This is a genomic window from Streptomyces sp. NPDC021080 (assembly GCF_044333225.1).
Lineage (GTDB): Bacteria > Actinomycetota > Actinomycetes > Streptomycetales > Streptomycetaceae > Streptomyces.
This window is the reverse complement of record NZ_JBIRQM010000002.1, coordinates 750,701-772,074: the sequence shown is the minus strand read 5'-3', so window position 1 is coordinate 772,074 and position 21,374 is coordinate 750,701. Positions and strand designations below refer to the sequence as shown.

The window sequence follows — 21,374 nt, the reverse complement described above, 5'->3', positions numbered from 1 at the left end:
GACAGGCTCGGCCACGGCGGCTCCTGCGGTCGGAATGGACGTCACCGCACATCCAACCGTCACGACCACCAACCCGGCGAACCTTCGCGGTCAGAGCACTAGCCAGGTGGAACGGCATTGGGCTGGGGCTGCCTTGGCGCGAGTGATCATGGCCCCTTACGCTGGCCCGCGGATCGGGCAGGCTCATTCCCCAGCTGAGATTGTGTCGCGCGGTCACCCTGGCAGCGATCTGGCCATGACTGCGGGGACGGCTCACCGGACAGTGCCTAGTAGGTTGATCGCCCACACTCGGTTCCCGGGCGGGCAGAACTGTCCGTATGCAGACGACGAAGGAACCAGCTTCGTGGCCAGAATCAGGAGAGCCCCCAGGGTGGTGCTGGCCGTTGCGGCACAGGCAGCGTCGGTGGCAGTGCAGCTGGCGGTGCTGGAGGACCCGGCCGTGGTCGGAGGGTGGCAGACGCGCCTGATCATGCTGAGTTTCCCGACGTTCTTCATGTACTTCATCTGGCGGCTGTTCCTGAACCCTTTCGTGGCGTTCGGGCAGCACCGCCTTCGGGTGAACAACATGTTCACGCACTACCTCATCCCCTACCACCTGATCACGGAACTGACGGGTCGGTCCGCCCTCAACCTTGTCGTGTCGGGGTAGGCCTGATGCAGGTGGACGCACTCGGCGCCGCTCCCTTGACGGGCAAGGCCAAGCGGGACAAATTGGCGCAGGAACTGCTGCGCCGCCGCGCCGCCGCCGCGCCAAAGGCCGGACCTGGCTTCGAGAAGCGCTTCACGATCGGGCTCCCGGAGTGCTTGGGGTTCGGCATTCCCCTCGCGTGCTTCCTCGTGGTCGGCTTCGCAGCGGCCTTCGGGTAACACGCCCCTGGCCCTCGGCCAAGTGCCCCGGCAGGACTCGAACCTGCGACACCCGCTTTAGGAGCGAGGTTGGTCGACTCGGTGGCTGACCTGCGAAGTGAGCCCTCCGCAGGGCGCGGGCTTCACGGCCTGCGGACGCCTGCTGTTCCCCGTGACTCCCCGCTCGTTCTGGCACGGTTGTGGCACGCGTTCAGTCGCCCTGGAACCACAGGTGGCTGCCGGGGGTGTTGGCGCACTGCTGTAGTTGCGCTGCGAGGTCGTCCAGCGCAGCAACCTGGTGCTGATCGCTGCACTGTTGACGCAGACTGCTGATCTCGGTGAGTGCGACGGCGGCCTCTTGCTCGTTCATCAACGTGTCTCCGTACGGATCAACAGCGGTGAGCCGCCCAGGCACCCCTAGCAGTTGCAGGGAGCCGAGCGCATCGGCCAACGCGTCCCCATGCCCGTACGAGCTACGCAGAAGTGTTGCTCGGGATCTGCGCCAGTTTCGCGTTGGCCGTGCGGAGTGCAGCTCCAGGTCGATCCCCATGGGCCCAAGCCTCTCGCAGACTCCGTGGGGGCCGTCGGCATTTGATCCGTAGCTCTATGTGGATCGGTCGGTGGCGGTCATAGCGGTTGCGCTATGGCCCTACGAGGACGCTACAGGGCGTAGCCGGTTGCTGGAGTTGTGGTAATCCGTTGCTGTACCGCTACTGACCAGCAAGGTGAGGAAGGCAGCGGCATCGGCGAACGCACCGACGACTTCCCTGCACTGCGCTGACAGGAGAACGACGACACGGACCGTTGCCGACGGCAAGGCCGTGTCTCCTTGAAGGCCGCCTACGGTCGCCATTCATCGTGGTAGGCCGGGTGCGTCGCGTACGCCTGGGCAATGATGCGGAGGGCGTCTGTGAAGCCGTGCGTGCGTCCGTCCCAGGGGTCCGGCATGCTGCTGTACTCGTTGGCCAGCCTCTCGACCGCATCGAGCAGTGGCAAGTGGCTGTCGAGGAGGGCTTCGCTGCCGACGGTGCCGGCCGCGTGGCGTCGGTCCTCGTCGATGCGCGAGGCAAGGAACTGCAGCATCTCTTCCATGCACTGATCTTCGCGCGCCGTGGCAGAGAGGGGCCGTGTCGGGGGAGATTTCTCCCAGGATTCTCCCAAGAGCCCGAGGAGAAGCAGTCAGGGCCCGTCTCCCTGGAAGGAGACCGGCCCTGAGCTGGTGTTTCTCTGTCGGGGTGGCGGGATTTGAACCTACGACCTCTTCGTCCCGAAGCGACTTGGGCGAGGGCGCTGCCTTGGGCCGGTGTGGCGCTCGCCTGCTGGAAGGGTCCGCAGACGTACGCCGTTGTTTGCCGGCGTTGTCACGCAGTTACTGACGTTGTTGCCGCGATGTCGTCAGGGTGAGGCCGGTTTCGGCGAGGCATCCGTCGATGAGGCTGCTGCGGTACTGGAGTTGGCGGAGACCGTGCCGAAGGGCACTCATGAGGTCCTCAGGACTGGCGAATGTGGTGTTGGCCTGGCTGCTGCGTCGCAGTAGTGCCCAGATCCCCTCGACGGGGTTGAGGTCGGGTGCGTAGGACGGCAGGAAGTAGCAGGTGATCCAGTCGTGGGTGTCGATGAACTCCCGCAGCCGGCGGTCTTTGTGGACGTTCAGGTTGTCCCACACGAGCACGATCGGGGCGCCGAGTTGCCGGTGGGTGGCGATGAGCAGGTCGCGGTAGTCGGTCCAGGTGAAACTGCGTCTGCCGCCTTGCCTGTGATTGACGTGCTGTTTGGGCCGGTAGATCAGGCGTGAGAGTTCGCCCTGCCTGTAGCAGGCCGGAGCGGCGATGGAGAAGCGGCGCTGGGAACGTCCCCGCACCCGGATGACGGGTGTGTGTCCGCGCCGGGACCAGGTCCGGGCGGTGGGCGGCGTCATCGAGAACCCGGCTTCGTCTTCGAAGCAGAGCCAGGCCCCGAGCGCCGCCATGGCATTTTTGCCTGGGGCCAGGTTTCCTTCACCCAGCCGGTGACGGCTTCCTCGTTGCGCTCGGTCGCCCGGCGGGCCGGGACCTGGTGACTGAAGCCGTGCCGGTGCAGCATCTGCGCGATCGCCGACAGCGTCATGCTCTTGTGGAACCGGCGCCCGATCAGCGTCTCGATCCGTGCCAGTGTCCAGGCCTGATCCGGCCAGCCGTGCGCGACCGGGCCCTTGGCCAATTCCTGCTCGAGCACGGCGAACAGCTTCTCGCTCAACTTGGGTGGCGAAACCGGCCCTGCCGAGCGAAGACCGTCCGTGCCCGCGTCCTGCCAGGCCCGGCGCCATCGCTGAACCGAGCGCACACTCACCCGTAAGTCCTTGGCGACCTCCGCGCTGGAGGCACCGGCGCCGAACCGTTCGGCCGCCTCCATCCGGATCCGCTCACGAAACACCTGCCGTTCAGGCGTCAGCCCACCACCCTGCGGATACCTCATACAACCGGCGTACCGCGACGATCACACCGTGTCAGCCCCCAACGACAACACGCCAACAAGTTCAGTAGACACACGTGCACTCCGCGATGCGAATTACCGGCAGCGTGGTCGCTGAGGTCATCTGCGCAGGTCATAGGCGGTGCGAGGGACGCTGACGGTCACTGCTGGATGGCCTGGTTGCTGTACTTTGCTGCTGTACTTTCAACCCGCTGGCTGAATGGCTGCCATAGCCCTGGCCGACCTGGATTTGTTCGTGGTCCCGTCCGTGTCGCCGCTCGCGCCGTGCGCGGCTCAGGAGTTCACCGGGCTCAGTTCCAGCCGGGGGCCGGTGGGAGCGGCCAGGTGGGCGGGTCCGGCAGTGGATGGTCGAACGCGAGCGGGGCGTCGCTCGCGCGGCCGCTGAGCCAGGCGAGGAGGGCGTGGCCGATACCGTCGGCGGCGGGGCGCCGTCGTGGAGGTCCGACCGGACATCCGCGAAGCCGCAGGGACGCTGAGTGTGGCTGCGGTGCCGCACGATTCGTCGGCGCTCACCACGTCGCGGCCGATCGCCACTCGTTCTGCCCGCCGGGGATACGAGCCTGTGCCGGGGTCGCCCCGTCAAGTGCCGGCCGACCGCAGCCGTACCCAGCACCCTGGCGTGATCACAGCCCGAGTTCAAGAGGAATGATGCAGCACTTCGTCCGACCCGACAGCACCCCGCCGGTCAACGGTTACAGCCACGCGGTGGCGTTCACCGGGCCCATGGCCGCGGTCTCCGGACAGGTCCCGGTGGATGCCGAGGGGCGAGTGGTGGGCGCAGGGGCCGCCGAGGCCCAGGTACGGCAGGTCTTCGCGAACCTGGCCACCGCGTTGGCGGCGGCCGGTGCCGGGATGGAGCACGTAGTCGAACTGACGGTGTATCTGACCGACCTGGCCGATCTGGACACCTTCCGCCAGGTGCGCGACGAGTACCTGGACCGGCCCGCCCGCCGGCCTGCCCACTGGTCAGGGTCGCCGGGCTGGTCCATCCTGCCTTCCGGGTCGAGATCGACGCACTCGCGGTGCTGCCCGCTGGGGTATGAGCTCAGCGGAGATACGAGTCGATCGCAGGGACGGCGTGGTCCAGCATCTCCTGTACTCAGCTCGGCTCGGAGCCATGCCCCAGACATGCGCTCTCGCCAGCGGCCATCTACCCCTCCCGACTCTCTGCGGTCCCGCCCGTAGATCCGTCGTGCCCGGTTCGCTGGCGGCGGCGGTAGGAAGCGGCGCGGTCCTTGCCGCCACAGGCGGTGCTGGAGCACCAGCGGCGCCGGCCAGGGCGGCTGGTGTCGACGAACAGCAGGCCGCACTCGCGACTGGCGCATTCGCGGATGCGGTCGACGGCGGTGCCGGTGAACAGGTCGATGGCGTCGCGAGCGACCGTGCTGAGCGCTGCCCGCTCGCCACCGGTCGCCGGCAGGGTCAGCCGGGCGGTTCCGTCGCGAAGGACCGGGACCAGCGGCGGGGCACCGGCAGCGGCGTTGACGACGGCTTCGTCCGCGCCGGCTGGTTCCTGTCCGCTGATCAGCGCTTGCGTGATGCGGTAGATCGCCTCACGCAGCGTGCGAGCCGTGCTGAGCCCAGTCGACCTGATCGCGACCGGTTCGTCGAGCAGGCCGACCTCCCGGTACCAGCGGGCCAGGTCGGCGGGCTCCCGCAGGCGTTCGTGGTTGCCGCGCCAACGCTCGCCGACCGTGGCGACGAAGGCCAGACACAGGCGGCCGGAGCGGAAGTTGAACCGCAGTTCCTCGGCGGGTACGTCGGCGGGTGGGGTTGCCTCGACATTCACGTCACGAGTATAACTCGTGACGTGACGATGAATCAGGATGAACCTGCTTCCGAGTGGCCCTGTATCGAAGAGTTCCTGCGTGCCCGGGGAGCCGGCCGCATGCCCCACCCTGGCGGCACGCTGCTGGGGCACTTGGTCCGCGTCGCCCGGTTGCTGGCAGAGTGGGGCGCCGATCCCGTCGTTCAGGTCGCGGGGCTGTGTCACGCCGCCTACGGAACCGACGGATTCGACCAGTCCCTGCTGGGAGTCACCGAGCGCGGAACACTCGCGGAGCTGATCGGCAATCAGGCGGAGTCACTGGTCCACCTGTACGCGAGCTGCGACCGTGCCGTCGTCTATCCGCGACTCGGCGGTGTCCAGCCGGTGGTCTTCCGTGACCGCTTCACTGGCCGGGAGCACACGCCCGCCGACGCGGACCTGCGCGCCTTCCTTGAGATCACCGCGGCCAACGAACTCGATGTGATGGCGCACAGCCGCGACCTGGCCGCGCGGTACGGCCCGGCCCTGTACCGGCTGTTCGCCCGCTCTCGCGACCTGCTGTCCCCGACCGCGTGGGACGCCTGTACCCAACAACTCGGCCAGTGCGCCCCGGATCCGACACCAGGGGTCCAGATCACCGGCCTGGACCATCTTGTGCTCACCGTGGCGGACATCGCGCGGACCGTCAGCTTCTATGAACGGGTCCTGGGCATGCGCCCGGTCGCCTTCGGTGGGGGTCGCCGCGCACTGGCCTTCGGCTCGAGCAAGATCAACCTCCACCAGGCCGGCCGCGAACTGCTCCCGCACGCGGCCCGGCCGACCCCCGGCAGCGCGGACCTGTGCCTGCTCACGGACACGCCACAACAACAGGTCCTGGAACACCTGGTCGTCTGCGGGATCCCGACAGAGGAAGGCCCGGTGCCGCGCACCGGCGCCCGCGGACCGATCACCAGCACCTACCTGCGCGACCCCGACGGCAACCTGATCGAGATCAGCACCTACGACACCATGCCCGAGGCGCACGGCTGACAGCCGCAGCAGCGTGCCGGCAAGGTCTACATGTCCATGACCTACGGAAGGACCTCTGTGGCCAGGATCAGCTACGACCAGAAGACAGCGCTGGCATTCCAGCGCGCACGTGAGGTCCCACGGGCCGGGCTGAACGAGTGGCGCGAAGCGATCGAACGGCACCTGAAGCCCCGCACCGGGATGAGGGTGCTGGACATCGGTGCGGGCACAGGGGCGTTCACCACCGCACTTCGGGACTGGTTCGACGTGACCGTGACCGCGGTGGAGCCCGCCTCGGCGATGCGCGCCCTGATCCCGGCCGGTCCCGGGATCCAGATCCTTCCCGGGACCGCCGAGGCGCTACCGGTCGGCGACGCCGTCGCCGACGGCGCGTGGCTGTCCACCGTCACCCACCACATCGCCGACCTGCCAGCTGCCGCAAGAGAATTGCGACGGGCCCTCCGGCCACGTGCCCCGGTGCTCATCCGCAACGTCTTCCCCGGCCGCCTCGACCGCCTCAGCCTGGTGCGCTTCTTCCCCGAGGTACGCCAGATCTTCGATACCTACCCGAGCATCGCGGCGACGGGCGATGCCTTCGCGACCGCCGGCTTCCGCCAGGTCGCCCTGGAGACGGTGCCACAGCAGAACGCGCCGAGCCTGAACGAGTACGCTGCCCTGATCGACCGAGACGCCGACACCGGCCTGCGCTCCCTGACCGACCAGCAGTTCGCTGAAGGAATGGCGCGGCTGAGGGCCGCTGCCGAGGCCGAAAATGCGGCCTCAGCTCCCGCCCCGGTCGTCGGCTATCTGGACCTGCTCGTACTGCGGTAGCGCCTCGCTCACTGCCAGAGCCACCAGCGCGGGGACGGCTGGGGCGACAAACCCCACGCAACATGCCTGCTTGCGCGTGCGCGCTTCGGGCGCGTTGGCGATAGCTCCCGCGTGGTCGGACGGGGCCTCCCCCTGAGTGGTGGACACGCTGATACTGGATCTACTTGATCCGGAGGAAGCGAGACAACCGCCGATGGCTATGAAGGACTACTCGGACGAGTTCAGGGCCGATGCCGTGGCCCTGTAGGAGTCCACGCCCGGGGCGACCTACAAGAGCATCGCCGCCGACCTGGGCATCAACCGGGCCACCCTGCGCGAGTGGGTGTTGCGAGACCGCGAATGCCGCGGCGTCACTGCCACGGCTGCGAAGCCGGCCGTCCAACCGGTGGCGCCAGTGCCGTTTGAGGCTTCGGCCTTCTGACGGGCGTGGGCGAGGTTGTTGCGGCTGGTAAGAGTGTCGGGGTGGGCGTCGCCCAGGACCTGTCGATGACCGCATGCGCAACGGGCCGTGGGAGGTCTGCCCGGTGCCGCGGCTGTTCCGTTGAGACTCCACCGGCCTCAGGGACGTGACCAGGCGCTTGACCGGGTGGAGTGGGCCGTTCTCGGGCCGCCGGGCAAGTGCCCGACGGCCTCGATCACTTCAGTAGAGTTCGGCCGTCAGCGCCGGACCGTACGCCGGCGGGCCAGCAGTACGGTGCCCGCGCCGACGGCGAGGGCTGTCGCGGCCGCGCCCGCGAGGGGGAGAGCGGAACCGGAGCCGGTGTTCGCCAGGCCGCCGCTGGTGGTCGCGGAGTCCGAGGAACCCGCCGACGCGGAATCACCCGCGGACCCGGAGCTGCCGGTGGAACCGTCCGTCGACCCCGAACCCCCCGTGGACCCGGTGCCGGAGCCGCCTGTGGTGGATGTCGAACCGGAACCACCGGTCGAGCCGGTGCCGCCCGTGTGGCCGTGGCCGTTCGTCGAACCGCCGCCGGCGGCGTCGATGTCGAGCAGGATCGCGGCCGTGTCGTTCTTCTTGTTCCTGTCGTACGGGCGTTCCTTCGCCTCGATGGCCACCGAACCCTTGGCCCCGGGAACCGCCTTGTCGATCCGCAGGGTGAAGGCGAAGGGCTGGCCGTCGCCCACGTTGAACCAGTCCACGGTGGAGTAGCAGTCGTAGCCGCCGGTGTCCTTCTTGTAGCAGTAGTCCGGCGCCTTGATGACCGTCGTACCGGAGGGCATCTTGACCAGGGTCTGGGGCAGTTGCCCGTTCGGGTCCAACCAGGCCGGACCCTCGTTGCTGATCCTCGCTTTCACGGTGACCGTGTTGCCGACGCGTCCTGCCAGCTGAGCGCCCGTCACTTTCAGGTCGGCGGTGTTCACCGCGGTCACCGGAACTGTGGACCCGTCCCAGTCCGGGTGCTCCGGGTTGCTGTCGCCCACCGGGGTGGTCGGGGGCAGCTCGACCAGCTTCACCGTGGGTCCGGTCCCGGGTACGGGGTGTTCGGGACGGTCCGGGTCCGGGTCTTCCGGACTGGTGGCGACCGACACCCAGACGGACTCGTACAGCGCGTTGCCGAGGACGTTCAGCGACAGCGTCTTCTCGGGCGCGTAGACCGCGCCAGGCTTCACCGTCTGGTCGAACTCGCAGACTGCGACGGAGTAGGCCTGGACCCCGTCCTCCTCGGAGACATCGGAGCGGGTGCAGTTGGAGGGCAGTTTCTGGTCGGCCAGTCCGTAGGAAGCGGTATAGGTCAGGTAGACCTTGTCGAGTGCGGTGGTGCCCTTGTTCGCAAAGGTGACCGGCACCTTGAAGCTGCTGCCCGGCTTCACTCCGACGACCGGTGACACGGGCCCCAGCGCCAGCACGGGCTGGGGCCCGTCGGCCGAGGCGGGCCCGGCGCCCGCGCAGGCCGGGTGGTCCGGACACCGGGCTCTCCGGACCATCCCGTCGTCGCGGCTGTGTGCCTGCCGGTCTCAGTCGGGCGTGGGGGCGACGCCTGTCCGGCCGGACGTGAAGAACGCGGAGAGGCCCATTCGCGATCAAGCGAATGGGCCTCTGACCTGTGTCGGGGTGGCGGGATTTGAACCCACGACCTCTTCGTCCCGAAGCAACTTGGGCGAGGGCGCTGCCTTGGGATGGTGTGGTTCTCACCTGCACCGATGGGCTGCAGACGTTCGCGGGCGTCCGCCGGTGTTCGTCGGCGTTGTCACGCAGTCGGACACACAGCGGGCACCTGCCTCTCCGCTCTTCCTGCCCACTCGAGGTGTCAGCGTCAACGCTGCGAAGGGTGTGAGTCGACAGGCGATCCAGCAGCATGTCGGAATCGCACAGCGGTGCCCGGCTTCGACTAGGACACGCCGTCGTAGCTCGGTGGGTATTGCAGGTCGGCCCTCAGGCATGAAGAGAAGCGTAAAGGTCCTCACGGACAGGAACTCAAGCAGAGAGGGCCACGGGAGATCGGTTGAGCCTCATCCGGCGAATGTCAGCGGCAACGGCGGCTGCAGCGACCGATCACGCGTGTGTGCCTCACCGCTTCCGCTCCCTGTAGTGCTTCATCAGCGCAGTGATCCGTACGGGGTCCGCCTGGCCGTTGAGCTCGGCCACGAGATCGTCAGGACACAACTCGTAGAGATCGCCCCACCATCGACGCCCGCGGTTGTCCCAAACCCGGTAACCACCCGGGACGCCCCGGGCGACGTAGCGTCTCCTGCTCACGGTCCTCCGTTCCCGGCACGACCCCGTGCCGTATTTCGGCGAGTCGCCCCTGACACGCGACCCCACGCGGGCTGCGGCCGACCGGTGAGACGACGGGCAGTCGCTGACTCGCACGCTTTCCGACTGTGTTGATGGGGGCGGCACATGGTTCTAGGCCGCCTCCCAGCTGAAGCGGCCCTCCAGGCGGTCGGGGCTGAGGTAGGCGAATCCGCTGCCGTACGCGAAGTTCAGAAAGTACGGTCCGTCGTCCTCCATGCCACCGAGGCAGAAGAAGAAACGCCATGGCGCCTCCACCCCGGCCCGGTGCGGATGGGCAGGCTTGCCTCCCAGGTAGTCGCGGACATCGACCGTGCCGTCCTCTTCCAGGTTGCGCTCCACCGTCTCCGGGACGGCTGTGGTCCGGATGCGGAACTGGACGGACACCTGCTCCTCGTCGGGGCCGAACCGCCACAGGGAACGCCCCTTCGTCCCGGCCGGCCCGATGGTGGCGAACCCGGGCACCCGGCCGCCGGGCTGGACGAGCAGGACGGCTTCGCCGTCCTCCGGGTCCGCCCCGCCGGTCTCGTAGTCGTCGTAGGACAGGAAGAGATACGCCATGCGCCGCTCCTCACCCGGTTCCACGGGGACGGGAAACTGTCCGACGAAGTCCAGTGGCTCCGTGGTGCCGGGGCGCACCGGCCAACAGGGCTCGTCCAGCCATACGGGCTCACCGCCCAGTTTGGCGACCGGCTCGGTGACGGGCTCCTCGACAGGGTGGAACGTCATCTCCAACCGGGGGAGGTACCCGGCGTCGTACGGGCCTTCGGCCCCCTCGACAGGGCGTGGCAGCAGCATGCCCGGACTGTAGCCGTCGGCTCCGACGAACCGGGCCGGCAGCCGAGCCCACGGCCGAGGGCACCTCGGCTCGGGAACCGGGGTCCGGGCCGTCACCGGCCTTCGACGGGGACGGTGTGCGCGTGCGACGCTGCGGCTGCTCCGTAGGCACCCGGCCCGACCCTGTGTCGGCGGGCACGAATCGCCAGGACCGACAGCAGCATGCCCACCCCGGAGGCGACCGCGAGCAGCAGGCACGCGCTGGACAGGCCCGCCGCCAGAGCGTCCGGAACGCCGCGACTCGCCCACCGTCGCGTTGACCGTCGCCACGGCCGCCGTGAACGCTGCCGCGCCGATGTATCGCGCCATGTTCGAAATGCCTGATGCCGCTCCGACGTCGTCGGCGGACACCGACGACGTGGACGCCGAACTCGCCGGACCGTTGACGAGTCCCAGACCTGCGGCCATCAGCACGAGCGGCAGGACGAACGCCGCGTACCGCCAGTCGCCCTGGACGAACACCAACAGCACGCAACCGGCCGTCGCCGCCGCGAAGCCGGCCGCGATCACCGGTCCGATGCCCAGCCGCTGGACCACCCGGGGCACGAGTGGCGTGACCGCGATCAGACCCACCGTCGCGGGCAGCGTGGCCAGGCCCGCCTCGAACGGGCTGAGCGCGAGCGTGGCGGGGTTCTGGAAGTAGAGGCTGACCAGATACATCAGACCGTTGATCACGCCCGCGCTCAGCAGGATCCCGATCGTCGCCCCGATCAGTACGCGGTCTTTCAGCAGCCGCAGGTCGACCAGCGGTGCCTCGACCCGCCGCTCCACCGCGACGAACGCCACGCCCGACACCAACGCCAGCGCGAAGCACCCCAGCACCGCGGCCGACGTCCAGCCCCATGCGGCTCCCTCGCTGAGTGCGAGCAGCGCCGGGGCGAGCACGCCGGCGATCAGCACGGTCCCCGCGAAGTCGATCGAGCGACTGCGATCCGGATCGCGGGATTCGGCGACACCTTTCAGCGTGACCGGTACGCAGGCGAGCGCGATCGCCGCATCGATCCAGAACAGGCCCTGTCATCCCGTGCCGTCCACCAGCACACCGCCGAGCAGCGGCCCGGCCGCGGCGCCCACCGCCGACGCGCCACCCCACAGCGTCACTGCCCGTACCTGTCCCTCTCCCGATGAGGACACGGACAGCAGGCTCATCCCGCACGCCAGGATCGTCGCCCCCGCCGCCCCCTGGATCGCCCGGCCCGCGATCACCCCGCCTCCGCTGCCGGAAAGCGCGATGAGCACGCACGAGGCGATGAACAGTGCCAAGCCGCCCAGGAAGACCAGTCGCCGTCCGAAGACGTCGCCGAGGGCCCCCGACGTGACGATCACCGCCGCTCCCACCAGCGAATACCCGGTGACGGCCCACTGCAGGGTTTCCAGCGACGTGCCGGTGTCGGCACTGATGGCCGGGAGCAGGATGCTCACCGCCGAGGTGTTCGCGTTGACGACCAGAGTCGAGACGCACGTCGCGATCAGCACGGCCATCGGCGCCGACCGGCCGGTGCTTCCGAGTCCCGCGTCACGTGCCTGGACATCCACACAGGCAGGTTCACACGGGCCGTGCCGCCCCGCAGCCCGGGCCGTCGCCCCGGCAACCGGCCGCGCGGCGCACCACACGATGCTCGTGCAGGGTGTCCGGCTCCGCAAGGCGGCCGCCCCGGACCGGATCGCCTTCCACCACAGGAGTGAAGGCACCCACTGCGACGTGTGCCTTCACCGGTGGCGTGTTCGGTGATGTCGGTGAGTCACAGCCGGTTCGGGCCGGTCGCGGTGAAGTCGCGGCGGACCGGGCCGTCGTGACTTCACCGCGGAGGGCCTTCTCGATCCTGCTGCGTTTCTTGGCGAACACGCTCCACCACCTGTTGTTCCGGCGGAAGGGAACACCACGGGCACGGCAAAGCCCCTGTCGGTCACAGCGGTCGGCCTGGCGACAGCCGCTGTCGTGGGATCAGGAGCCTCGGTCTCGGTGACGGCGGCGGTACCCGCACCTACTACCCTGTGACGCAGGGCTGCGCCGGCGGCATCGGCCGGGCCCGAAGACCCGCTCCGACAACGAACCGCGCAAGGGATGCGGGACCAGGTCTCCGAATCCGCAGGAGAAGCGCATGGCTGAACAGCCCCCCACGCGTTACTCACCCGAGGGCACCCCCTTGGGCCGCAGCGCGGACGACATCCGGTTGAGCAACAGCCACTCCACCGAAACCCCGCGCGCCCGCGAACTGTGGTGGCGTATCAGGGACGCGCTCCGCCGACCGGTGAGGAACAGCGAGCAGCGTCACTGAAACCGAACCGCGCACCCCGGCTTCGCCTGCTTTTTTCCTGGTTCTTCCGGCGGGCATCGGCCTCTTCACCGCACACCCTCAATGGCCTGTCCCGGCAGGGAACTTGTCGCTTCTTTCAGGTTCCCCTCGTGCGGGAGTCGCTGATCAGCCTCGACGGGCTCGAACTGCGCGTCGTGTAGACGCCCGGGCACACCGCCGACCGCACACAAGGGGCAGGCCCGTACCCCGGCCGACATGACCACCTGATATACCCGCCTGTGGGGGAGGAGAAAGCGCGGTGCGAGCCGCAGTCCGGAGCAGAGCCCGCATCGCCTTTGCGTGCGGCGCGGTGATCCTGGCCTTCGGTTACCTGGTGGTCTTCGGTCTTCGTCCGCCGTGTACGTCGAGGTCATTTCGGCGGGGTGACCGCAGGCCGCCTGCCCGGTCGATCCGCTCGGCCACCAAGTCGACGCCCTGTGTGGTCCGTTGCCCGGAACGCCGGCGCACCTGCCGCTCGGCCACGGCGTCCTGGCCGTGACCGCGGCCCTCGGCCTCCTGTCCGCGTCGTCCCTGCCGGGTCGGCCGGGTGAGAGCGGGGCCCGGGCCCGGCCCGTTGATCGATTGGTGAGGCGGGGCGGGCAGGCTTAACGTCGATGGAGTGAACGTCCGCGTTCACCGCCGACCCGCGATGCAGGGCCCTCTCCGATGACGGCCGATCACGTGACATCCTCCGAGTCTGCCGAGTCCCCGCAGCGGGGCCGAGGCAGCGGTATCGCGCTCCTCGTCATCGCCTCCTGCCAGCTGATGGTGGTCCTCGACATCACCATCGTGAACATCGCGCTGCCGCACATCCAGACCTCGCTCGGCTTCTCGACCGAGAACCTGTCCTGGGTGATCAACGCCTACACGCTGACCTTCGGCGGTCTGCTGCTGCTCGGCGGACGCTCCGGCGACATCCTCGGCAGACGCCGGATGTTCATTGTCGGCGTGCTGCTCTTCGTGTTCGCGTCGCTGCTCGGCGGACTCTCCCAGGAAGCCTGGCAGTTGCTCGCCGCCCGCTCGCTGCAGGGTGTCGGCGGGGCCATCGCCTCACCCACCGCCCTGTCGCTGATCACCACCACCTTCCGTGAAGGCCCCGAGCGCAACAGGGCGTTCGGCGTGTTCGCCGCCGTCTCCGCGGGCGGCAGCGCGATCGGACTGCTCGCGGGCGGCATCCTCGTCGAGTGGCTCGACTGGCGCTGGGTGTTCTTCGTGAACGTCCCCATCGGTCTGCTGATCGTGCTCGCCACTCCCCGTTACATCAAGGAGTCCGAACGCCATCCGGGCCACTTCGACTTCCTGGGTGCCATCACCTCCACGCTGGGCATGGTGCTGCTGGTCTACGGCTTCATCCGAGCCTCGGAGAAGGGCTGGAGCAACCCCCTCACCCTGGCGTCCTTCGGAGCAGCCCTGGCGTTCCTGATCGCCTTCATCGCCGTCGAACGCCGGTCGAGGCAGCCCATCACGCCGCTGTGGATGTTCCGCGACCGCAACCGCTCGGGCGTCTACGCGATGATGCTGAGCCTGTCCGCCGCCATCTTCGGGATGTTCTTCTTCCTGACCCTCTTCGTGCAGAACATCCTCGGGTTCAGTCCGCTCAAGGCGGGCTTCGCCTTCCTGCCGGTGAGCGTGATCATCGCGATCGGCGCGGGAGTCGCCTCGAACCTGCTGCCCCGGTGGGGTCCCAAACCCTTCATGGCGGTCGGCGCGATCCTGGCCGCGCTGGGTCTCGGCTGGCTGACCCTGACCGACGTCAACAGCACCTATCTCGGCAGCATCCTCGGCCCCACCCTGGTGTTCGGCTTCGGCATGGGCCTGCAGTTCGTGTCGCTGACGCTGATGGCGGTGTCCGGGGTCCAGCCCAAGGAGACGGGTGCCGCCTCCGGCATCCTCAACGCCACCCAGCAGGTCGGCGGATCCCTCGGCCTGTCCGTGCTGGTCACGGTCTTCGGCACCGCCAGCCGCAACGAGGCGACGAACCAGGTCGCGAACTTCATGGCGACCGCGACCCCGGCACAGAAACTGCAGTTCCGCAGGACGGGACAGCTGCCGACGCCCTGGAGCAGCCAGGTACTGACCCACGGCATCTCGGGGGCGTTCGTCGCCGCCGCCGCCTTCGCGGTCGTCGCCGCGCTGGTCGCCCTGATCGTCATCCAGGTGCGCCCCTCCGACCTGGAGCGGCTCCAGGGAGGCGCCGCCGCGATGACACCCGTCGACGGGGCCGGCGACGAGGCGGGCGCGTCGACGGGCGCGAGTCCCTCGGGGGAACCGGACACCCGGGACGGCCCGTCCGCCCCCGGCTGACCCGGCTGACCCGGCTGACCCGGCTGACCCGGCTGACCCGGCTGACCCGGCTGACCCGGCTGACCCGGCTGACCCGGTGGCAGTCGGATGCAGTCGGCCACGGCCCCGTCTCGCTCCACCCGACCCGTCCCCCCCCCGCATCGGCCACGGTCCACCCCGGCTCAGGGCAGCGGCTGTTCCGCCCAGATGACCTTGCCCTCGGGTGTGTAGCGGGTGCCCCAGCGGTCGGTGAGCTGGGCGACCAGGAACAGGCCGCGTCCGCCCTCGTCCGTCGTCGCCGCGTACCGCAGATGCGGTGACGTGTTGCTGCCGTCGAAGACCTCGCAGATCAGCGCCCGGTCCAGCAGCACGCGGACCCTGATGGGCCCGTTGCCGTAGCGGACCGCGTTCGTCACCAGCTCGCTGAGGACCAGCTCCGTGGTGAACGCCATCTCGTCGAGCCCCCACAGCGCCAGCTGCCGGCTGACCGCGGCACGCACCTCGCCGACGGCGGCCGGTTCGGACGGCACCTCCCACGACGCGATCCGGTCGGCGCCGAGGGCGTGGGTACGTGCCACGATCAGCGCGATGTCGTCGCTCGGCCGGGCCGGCAGCATGGCACTCAGCACGGCCTGGCAGGTGTCCTCCGGCGAACGGTCGGCTCCGGCCAGCGCCGTGCGCAGCAGTTCGAGCCCGACGTCGATGTCCCGTTCCCGGTCCTCGACCAGGCCGTCCGTGTAGAGCACGAGCCGGCTGCCCTCCGACAGTTCCAGTTCGGCCGTCTCGAACGGCAGACCGCCCAGGCCGAGCGGCGGGCCGGCCGGCACGTCGGGGAACTCGACACTGCCGTCCGGGCGGATCACCGCGGGCGGCGGATGTCCGGCGCGGGCGACGGTGCAGCGCCGGGTCGTCGGGTCGTAGACGGCGTACACGCAGGTGGCGCCGGTGACGGCGGCCCGGCTGTCCTCCGGGAGCTCGTCCTGGTCGATCCGGCCGACCAGTTCGTCCAGCAGTCCGAGCAGTTCGTCGGGCGGCAGATCGAGCGCCGAGAAGTTGTGGACCGCCGTACGCAGCCGGCCCATCGTCGCCGCGGCCAGCAGCCCGTGGCCGACGACGTCGCCGACGACGACCGCGACCCGGGCGCCGGGCAGCGGCAGCACGTCGAACCAGTCGCCGCCGACCCCGGCCTGCGCCGGAAGATAGCGGTAGGCGAGGTCGAGGGCGCTCTGGTCGGGCAGCGTGCGCGGCAGCAGGCTGCGCTGCAGGGTCACGGCCATCGTGTGCTCGCGTGTGTAGCGGCGGGCGTTGTCGATGGAGACCGCCGCGCGGGTGACGAGTTCCTCGGCGAGGGCGAGATCGTCCTGGTCGAAGGGTTCGGGCTTCTCGGAGCGCCAGAAGTTGACCACGCCCATGACCAGGGGGCCGACGCGCAGCGGGACGATGATGAGGGAGTGGATTCCGTAGTCGACGACCTGTGCGGTGCGCTGCGGGTCCTGGGCCAGCCAGCCCGGGGCACCGCCGAGATCGGGCTCGACCACGGCTTCCCCGGTGCGCAGACTGTGGGCCTGGGGCGAGGAGGGGACGAAGCCGATGTGCTCGCCGACCGGATAGAGCGGCGCGTCCTTGCGGATGCCGCCGGAGGCGGTGCGGCGCAGACCGGTGCCCGCGTCCGGCTCCTGCCCGTTGAGTACGGCGTCGGCGAGGTCCACGGTGACGAAGTCGGCGAACCGGGGGACGGCGACCGCCGTCAGTTCCTCGGCGGTCCTGGTGACGTCCAGGCTCGTGCCGATGCGCACGCCGGCGTCGTAGAGGAGTTTGAGCCGCTCGCGGGCGATCTCCGCCCGGCCCGAGAGCGCGCGCAGTTCCGTGGAGTCACGGAGCGTGGCCACGCTGCCCGCCGGCCCGCTCTGCAGGTGTGTGGGCCGCTGGTTGACGGCCAGGAGCCGGTCCCCGACGAGGTGCACCTCGTCGGTGGCGACGCGGCCGGAGGCCAGCAGCTCGGCGGTGCCCGCGTCGAGGCCGAGCCGCTGGACGTGCTGCCCCTCGGCGTCCGGGGGCAGGTCGAGCAGGCGGTTCGCCTCGTCGTTGGCCAGGAGCAGCTGCCCCTCCGCGCCGACGATGATCACTCCTTCCCGGACGGAGTGCAGCACGGCGTCGTGGTGCTCGTACATCCGGGTCATCTCGTACGGGCCGAGGCCGTGCGTCTGGCGCAGCAGCCGCCTGGTCACCAGCGCGGTGCTGGCGGTCGCCAGGGCGAGTGCGGCGGCGGCGGCGCCCAGCAGCAGCGGCAGCTGGCGGTCGGCGGCGCCGCCCACGGCCGCGGTGGTGATCCCGGCGGACACCATGCCGACGACCTTGCCGTCGGGGGCCTTGATCGGGACCGTGGCCTGCACGAGCGGTCCGAGCGTGCCGTTGATCTGCTCGACGACGGAGTGACCGGCCAGCACCGGTGCGGTGGTCCCGATGAACTTCTTGCCGATCCGGTCGGGCTTGGGGTGGGTGTAGCGGATCGCGTCGGTGTTCAGTACGACGATGAAGTCCACCTTCGACGCCTTGCGGGCGGCTTCGGCACTGGGCTGCAGCAGGGCCGTGGGGTGGGGGGCGCTGAGTGCCGCGCGGGTACCCGGTGCGTTGGCGAAGGTCTCCGCGACGGCGAGGGAGCGGTTGCGGGCCTCCTGGCTGCTGTCATGCCGCACCTGGAGTACCAGTGCGACCACCGCGGCGACGACCAGGAGCAGCACGATCACCACTTGGAGGACGAACACCTGTCCGGCGACACTGCGCCCGCCGAGGGCGGAACGTAGCCCGTTGGACGGGCCGTGCCTGTGCTTGCCGTCGTGTGGCCCACGCTCAGGGTGCGCTGTACTGGGGCGGCGGGTCGACTGAGCCCGGCTTCGACCCAATAGTCCGACCATGAGCTATGTCTACACTGCCCGGCGTCCGGTGGCGAGGGGCGTCACGGACAGTGACCGGACGTCGTCCGGGTCGCGGGGCCGGCCGGCGGAGCCGCGCGGCGCGGTTCACGGGTGCGTGGCCGCATGATGGAGACACAGTCCCGATGACCAGAATGTGCCGTTCCGGCACGGAGGCCCTGATGAAGAATGTGGACCGTTACCGGCTGACCTTCACCCATCCCGGACCGGACGCGCGCATGGTGACGGATGAGGTGGTCGTCGAGCGGACGAGTGCCAACGGGCCGGGCGGCCACCCGGTGTACAGCGATCCCACCGGCATCCTGCGCGCCGAGATCAGTCCGGCGGGCGAGGTCCGCATGCTGGCCAGCGGCGCCTATCAGTCGCCGATCAACCCGGCTGTCGAACCGCTTTCCTGAACCACCGTGCTTCCGGCCGCGGGCACGGCGCCCGCGGCCGGAAGCTCCCGCGCGAAGCGGAGGGCCGGACTCCCGTTCAGCTCCGTGCGGCCGGTGACGCGAAACCCGGTGCGGGCCAGAACCTTCCGGGACGCGGTGTTGTCGGTGGTCGCGACGGCGCGCAGGGTGTGCAGGCCGTACGCGCTCGCCGCCAGGGCGCACACCTCCCGTACGGCGGCTGTGGCGAGCCCCTGGCCCGCCGCCCGCTCGGCGACGCGGTATCCGAGGTCGGCCGAACCGTGCGCCACGTCGACCAGGTTGACGCGGGCCAGCACCGTGCCGTCGTCGTCCACCACGAGATGGAAGCGGGCCAGCCCTGCGGCCTGTTCGTCCAGACGCTCGCGAAGGAGGGCGTCGAAGCGGGCGAAGAAGGCGTCGCCGCGGTCGGGGATCGACGCGGCGAAATAGGCGCGGTTCTCCCGTTCGAACACGAGCAGCGCGGGCGCGTGGCCGAGACGGAGACGTTCGATCCGGGGCATCACGCCATGCTAGGTACCCGTGCGGGCCGGGGCACGCGGATTTCCCGCGCGTGCGCCCGCGGCCCGGACCGGGCGCCGTCGCACCGCCTCGTACGATCCCCGCGGCAGGCGTCGTCGCGCAGCCCGGCCTAGGCGTCATCGCCCTCCGGGTCGATGTGCGGGAGGATCCGGTCCAGCCAGCGAGGTGTCCACCAGGCGCGTGGCCCGAGCAGGGTCATCACCGCCGGAACCATCAGGAGCCGTACGACCGTCGCGTCGATCAGCACGCTGACGGCCAGTCCGAGGCCCAGCATCTTGACGACGATGTTGTCGCTCAGGATGAACGCGGCGAAGACGCTCATCATGATCAGGGCTGCGCAGGTGATCACCCGGGCGGTGATCTCCAGGGCGTGCGCGACGCTGTCCTTCGCGTCCCCGGTGCGCAGCCAGAACTCGTGCACGCGCGACAGCAGGAAGATCTCGTAGTCCATGCTGAGCCCGAAGATGATCGCGAACATCATCATCGGTACGTAGCTCTCGATGGGCACCTTGCCGGAGACCCCGAGCGCGGGTCCGCCCCAGCCCCACTGGAAGACGGCGACGACGACACCGTAGGAGGCGGCGATGGACAGCACGTTGAGGATCGCCGCCTTCAGCGCGACGAGCAGCCCGCGGAAGACGATCAGGATGATGATGAACGCGAGCGCGACGACCACGAGGATGATGAGGGGCAGCCGGCTCGCGACGATGTTGCGGAAGTCGACCTGGGCGGCGGTCGTGCCGGTGACGTAGCCCTTGGCGTCGTACCCGGACACAGCCTTCGGCAGGGTGTCGTCCACCAGACGGTTCGTCAGGTCCGTGGTGTCCTGGTTCTGCGGGGACACCTTGGAGTAGACGGTGCCCACCAGCACGTCCCCGTCCTTGGTGGCGGTCAGCGGGGTGACCACGGCCGCCCCCGACACACCGCTGACCGTCTTCTGCGCCTGTGAAGCCAGCGCGGAACGCTTGTCCGACGGTACGTCCGTCTGGTCGATGACCACGGTCAGCGGGCCGTTGGAGCCGGCTCCGAAGGAGTCCGACATGATGTCGAACGCCCGCCGGTCCGTGAAGGACGTGGGGTCGGCGCCGTCACCGATGTGCCCGAGCTGGATGGTGAACACGGGGATGGCCAGGACGAGCACCGTGAGCAGGCCGCCGGCCAGGTACCGCCAGGGGCGCCGCTCGACGCGCTGCGCGTAGCGGTGCCAGGTGCCGGTGACCGGCGCCCCGGGCTCGGCGTTCGTCTCCGCGATCGGCGTGCGCACGTGATACCGGTCGATGCGCCGGCCGATGAGCCCGAGCAGGGCGGGTACGAGGGTCAGCGCGCCGGCCACCGCCGAGACGACCGTGACGGCCGCCGCGAGGCCGAGTTTGCTGATGAACGAGACACCGGAGACGGACAGCCCGGCCAGGGCGATGATGACGGTGCAGCCCGAGACCAGGACGGCCCGTCCGCTCGTGGTGGTGGCACGGCCCGCCGCCCGCACCGGGTCGGCGCCGTTGATGAGGTTCTGCCGGTGACGGGTGAGCAGGAACAGGGCGTAGTCGATGCCGACGCCGAGTCCGATCATGGTGGCGAGTGTCGGTGACACCGTCGCGAAGTCGGTCGCGGCGGCGAGCAGGCCCAGGATGGCGAGGCCGCCCACCACGCTGACCAGGGCGGTCACCAGCGGAAGAACCGCGCCGATGACACTGCCGAACCCGACGAGCAGGACGACGATCGCCACCGCGAACCCGATCAGCTCGCTGATCTTGTCGTTCGCCGCGGGCCTGGCCAGCTCGCCCAGCGGGCCGCCGTACTCGACGTCGACTCCCGCGGACCGCAGCGGCTGGACGGCGCTGTCCACCCCGTTGAGGTACTCGTCGCCGAGCGTCGAGGGCTGCACGTCGAAGCGGACGGTGATGTAACCGGTCTTCCCGTCGCTGGACAGCGGTCCGACGTTCTGCTGCTGGGACTGCCCGGTGGACGGCTGGGAGCCGGGCGGCGGCAGCGGGTTCTGCGCCGACAGGACGTGCGGCAGCTTCTCCAGGGAGCTGACGGTCTGGCTCATCTGGGAACTCAGGTCGGTCAGCGGTTTCTGCGTGTCGCGCATCACGATCTGGCTGCTGTAGCCGCCGGCCGCCGGATCGTGCGCCTTGAGAACGTTCAGCCCGTCGGTGGACTGCACGCCCGGCAGCTGGAAGTTGTCCGAGTACTGTCCGCCGAACGAGTGGTTCAGCCCCTGGAGCACGCCGAGCGCGACGAGCCACGCCACGATGACGATCACGAAATGGCGGGCGCACCACTCGCCCAGTCGCTGCAGTCCTCCGGGCTTGGTCTGCCCGCTGGCTGAAGGGGCTTTGGTCGCCGACATGGGCAGCTCCTGCTGGAAGACGACTCCTCCGACTCCGTCATTAAACGATGTGACGATCATCGCGGCCCGCCGAGAAC

At 69.5% G+C, this 21,374-nt stretch carries 20 protein-coding genes and 1 pseudogene; 9 read left to right on the top strand and 12 right to left on the bottom strand.

What is annotated here, in order from left to right:
• Positions 1-370 precede the first annotated feature (370 nt).
• Both ACH4S8_RS07460 and ACH4S8_RS07455 read left to right on the top strand, forming a co-directional pair.
• Positions 371-649 carry a hypothetical protein gene (locus tag ACH4S8_RS07460; protein ID WP_398391725.1) on the top strand — a complete coding sequence of 93 codons (279 nt, stop codon included), beginning with the start codon at positions 371-373 and terminating at the stop codon, positions 647-649.
• A 5-nt stretch (positions 650-654) separates the two neighbouring features.
• A complete protein-coding gene (locus ACH4S8_RS07455) occupies positions 655-867 on the top strand; it encodes a hypothetical protein (protein WP_398391724.1) in 213 nt (70 codons plus the stop codon).
• A 190-nt stretch (positions 868-1,057) separates the two neighbouring features.
• Here ACH4S8_RS07455 and ACH4S8_RS07450 read toward each other — a convergent pair whose 3' ends face one another.
• The 4 genes from ACH4S8_RS07450 to ACH4S8_RS07435 form a co-directional block, all read right to left on the bottom strand.
• Positions 1,058-1,216, bottom strand: coding sequence for a hypothetical protein (locus ACH4S8_RS07450; protein WP_398391723.1), 159 nt, complete (start codon positions 1,214-1,216; stop codon positions 1,058-1,060).
• A 470-nt stretch (positions 1,217-1,686) separates the two neighbouring features.
• Positions 1,687-1,938 (bottom strand): DUF6221 family protein, encoded by a 252-nt coding sequence (locus ACH4S8_RS07445; protein WP_398391722.1) that lies wholly within the window; start codon positions 1,936-1,938, stop codon positions 1,687-1,689.
• Between the two features lie 277 nt (positions 1,939-2,215).
• A complete protein-coding gene (locus tag ACH4S8_RS07440; RefSeq protein WP_398391721.1) occupies positions 2,216-2,764 on the bottom strand; it encodes a transposase in 549 nt (182 codons plus the stop codon).
• Positions 2,761-3,300 (bottom strand): transposase, encoded by a 540-nt coding sequence (locus ACH4S8_RS07435; protein WP_398391720.1) that lies wholly within the window; start codon positions 3,298-3,300, stop codon positions 2,761-2,763. Before ACH4S8_RS07435 ends, ACH4S8_RS07440 begins: the two co-directional genes overlap by 4 nt.
• A gap of 168 nt (positions 3,301-3,468) precedes the next feature.
• On the opposite strand from ACH4S8_RS07435, the gene ACH4S8_RS07430 reads away from it, so the two are divergent.
• The gene (locus ACH4S8_RS07430; protein WP_398391719.1) at positions 3,469-4,503 is read left to right on the top strand and encodes a RidA family protein; all 1,035 of its coding nucleotides are present in this window, start codon (positions 3,469-3,471) and stop codon (positions 4,501-4,503) included.
• Here the strand turns inward: ACH4S8_RS07430 and ACH4S8_RS07425 are convergent.
• The gene (locus ACH4S8_RS07425; protein WP_398391718.1) at positions 4,469-5,107 is read right to left on the bottom strand and encodes a CGNR zinc finger domain-containing protein; all 639 of its coding nucleotides are present in this window, start codon (positions 5,105-5,107) and stop codon (positions 4,469-4,471) included. The genes ACH4S8_RS07430 and ACH4S8_RS07425 overlap by 35 nt on opposite strands.
• 27 nt (positions 5,108-5,134) lie before the next feature.
• Here ACH4S8_RS07425 and ACH4S8_RS07420 point away from each other — a divergent pair, with 27 nt between their 5' ends.
• The 3 genes and pseudogenes from ACH4S8_RS07420 to ACH4S8_RS07410 all read left to right on the top strand — a co-directional run.
• Positions 5,135-6,115 carry a VOC family protein gene (locus tag ACH4S8_RS07420; RefSeq protein WP_398391753.1) on the top strand — a complete coding sequence of 327 codons (981 nt, stop codon included), beginning with the start codon at positions 5,135-5,137 and terminating at the stop codon, positions 6,113-6,115.
• A gap of 36 nt (positions 6,116-6,151) precedes the next feature.
• Positions 6,152-6,925 (top strand): class I SAM-dependent methyltransferase, encoded by a 774-nt coding sequence (locus tag ACH4S8_RS07415; protein ID WP_398391717.1) that lies wholly within the window; start codon positions 6,152-6,154, stop codon positions 6,923-6,925.
• Positions 6,926-7,190: 265 nt separating this feature from the next.
• Positions 7,191-7,346 (top strand): annotated as a pseudogene (locus ACH4S8_RS07410) (hypothetical protein); the annotation flags it as partial.
• Positions 7,347-7,582: 236 nt separating this feature from the next.
• On the opposite strand, the gene ACH4S8_RS07405 reads toward ACH4S8_RS07410, so the two are convergent.
• The 4 genes from ACH4S8_RS07405 to ACH4S8_RS07390 form a co-directional block, all read right to left on the bottom strand.
• The gene (locus tag ACH4S8_RS07405) at positions 7,583-8,755 is read right to left on the bottom strand and encodes a hypothetical protein (protein ID WP_398391716.1); all 1,173 of its coding nucleotides are present in this window, start codon (positions 8,753-8,755) and stop codon (positions 7,583-7,585) included.
• 679 nt (positions 8,756-9,434) lie between these two features.
• Positions 9,435-9,623: a hypothetical protein gene (locus tag ACH4S8_RS07400; protein WP_398391715.1), complete on the bottom strand. Its 189-nt coding sequence runs from the start codon at positions 9,621-9,623 to the stop codon at positions 9,435-9,437.
• Positions 9,624-9,773: 150 nt separating this feature from the next.
• Positions 9,774-11,396 carry an MFS transporter gene (locus ACH4S8_RS07395; protein ID WP_398391714.1) on the bottom strand — a complete coding sequence of 541 codons (1,623 nt, stop codon included), beginning with the start codon at positions 11,394-11,396 and terminating at the stop codon, positions 9,774-9,776.
• A gap of 117 nt (positions 11,397-11,513) precedes the next feature.
• Complete coding sequence (locus tag ACH4S8_RS07390) at positions 11,514-12,032, bottom strand: MFS transporter (RefSeq protein ID WP_398391713.1); 519 nt, start codon at positions 12,030-12,032, stop codon at positions 11,514-11,516.
• A 566-nt stretch (positions 12,033-12,598) separates the two neighbouring features.
• Here ACH4S8_RS07390 and ACH4S8_RS07385 point away from each other — a divergent pair.
• Both ACH4S8_RS07385 and ACH4S8_RS07380 read left to right on the top strand, forming a co-directional pair.
• Positions 12,599-12,775, top strand: a complete 177-nt coding sequence (locus ACH4S8_RS07385; RefSeq protein WP_398391712.1) for a hypothetical protein — start codon at positions 12,599-12,601, stop codon at positions 12,773-12,775.
• A 684-nt stretch (positions 12,776-13,459) separates the two neighbouring features.
• Positions 13,460-15,097, top strand: a complete 1,638-nt coding sequence (locus tag ACH4S8_RS07380) for an MFS transporter (RefSeq protein ID WP_398391711.1) — start codon at positions 13,460-13,462, stop codon at positions 15,095-15,097.
• Positions 15,098-15,258: 161 nt separating this feature from the next.
• On the opposite strand, the gene ACH4S8_RS07375 is transcribed toward ACH4S8_RS07380, so the two are convergent.
• Entirely contained in the window at positions 15,259-17,991 is a 2,733-nt protein-coding gene (locus ACH4S8_RS07375) for a SpoIIE family protein phosphatase (protein ID WP_398391710.1), read from the bottom strand.
• Between the two features lie 179 nt (positions 17,992-18,170).
• Here ACH4S8_RS07375 and ACH4S8_RS07370 point away from each other — a divergent pair, with 179 nt between their 5' ends.
• Positions 18,171-18,407: a DUF6296 family protein gene (locus tag ACH4S8_RS07370; protein WP_398391709.1), complete on the top strand. Its 237-nt coding sequence runs from the start codon at positions 18,171-18,173 to the stop codon at positions 18,405-18,407.
• On the opposite strand, the gene ACH4S8_RS07365 is transcribed toward ACH4S8_RS07370, so the two are convergent.
• A complete protein-coding gene (locus ACH4S8_RS07365) occupies positions 18,368-18,925 on the bottom strand; it encodes a GNAT family N-acetyltransferase (protein ID WP_398391708.1) in 558 nt (185 codons plus the stop codon). The two genes, ACH4S8_RS07370 and ACH4S8_RS07365, sit on opposite strands and share 40 nt — an antisense overlap.
• 128 nt (positions 18,926-19,053) lie before the next feature.
• Positions 19,054-21,297, bottom strand: a complete 2,244-nt coding sequence (locus tag ACH4S8_RS07360) for an MMPL family transporter (RefSeq protein WP_398391707.1) — start codon at positions 21,295-21,297, stop codon at positions 19,054-19,056.
• Between the last annotated feature and the right edge of the window lie 77 nt (positions 21,298-21,374).

Coding starts and splice junctions, on each gene's coding strand:
- ACH4S8_RS07370 (WP_398391709.1), top strand. CDS start 18,171: ATGAAGAATGTGGACCGTTACCGGCTGACCTTCACCCATCCCGGACCG.
- ACH4S8_RS07440 (WP_398391721.1), bottom strand. CDS start 2,764: ATGACGCCGCCCACCGCCCGGACCTGGTCCCGGCGCGGACACACACCC.
- ACH4S8_RS07430 (WP_398391719.1), top strand. CDS start 3,469: ATGGCCTGGTTGCTGTACTTTGCTGCTGTACTTTCAACCCGCTGGCTG.
- ACH4S8_RS07455 (WP_398391724.1), top strand. CDS start 655: ATGCAGGTGGACGCACTCGGCGCCGCTCCCTTGACGGGCAAGGCCAAG.
- ACH4S8_RS07435 (WP_398391720.1), bottom strand. CDS start 3,300: ATGAGGTATCCGCAGGGTGGTGGGCTGACGCCTGAACGGCAGGTGTTT.
- ACH4S8_RS07450 (WP_398391723.1), bottom strand. CDS start 1,216: ATGAACGAGCAAGAGGCCGCCGTCGCACTCACCGAGATCAGCAGTCTG.
- ACH4S8_RS07380 (WP_398391711.1), top strand. CDS start 13,460: ATGACGGCCGATCACGTGACATCCTCCGAGTCTGCCGAGTCCCCGCAG.
- ACH4S8_RS07385 (WP_398391712.1), top strand. CDS start 12,599: ATGGCTGAACAGCCCCCCACGCGTTACTCACCCGAGGGCACCCCCTTG.
- ACH4S8_RS07420 (WP_398391753.1), top strand. CDS start 5,135: ATGAATCAGGATGAACCTGCTTCCGAGTGGCCCTGTATCGAAGAGTTC.
- ACH4S8_RS07365 (WP_398391708.1), bottom strand. CDS start 18,925: ATGCCCCGGATCGAACGTCTCCGTCTCGGCCACGCGCCCGCGCTGCTC.
- ACH4S8_RS07415 (WP_398391717.1), top strand. CDS start 6,152: ATGACCTACGGAAGGACCTCTGTGGCCAGGATCAGCTACGACCAGAAG.
- ACH4S8_RS07375 (WP_398391710.1), bottom strand. CDS start 17,991: ATGGTCGGACTATTGGGTCGAAGCCGGGCTCAGTCGACCCGCCGCCCC.
- ACH4S8_RS07445 (WP_398391722.1), bottom strand. CDS start 1,938: ATGGAAGAGATGCTGCAGTTCCTTGCCTCGCGCATCGACGAGGACCGA.
- ACH4S8_RS07360 (WP_398391707.1), bottom strand. CDS start 21,297: ATGTCGGCGACCAAAGCCCCTTCAGCCAGCGGGCAGACCAAGCCCGGA.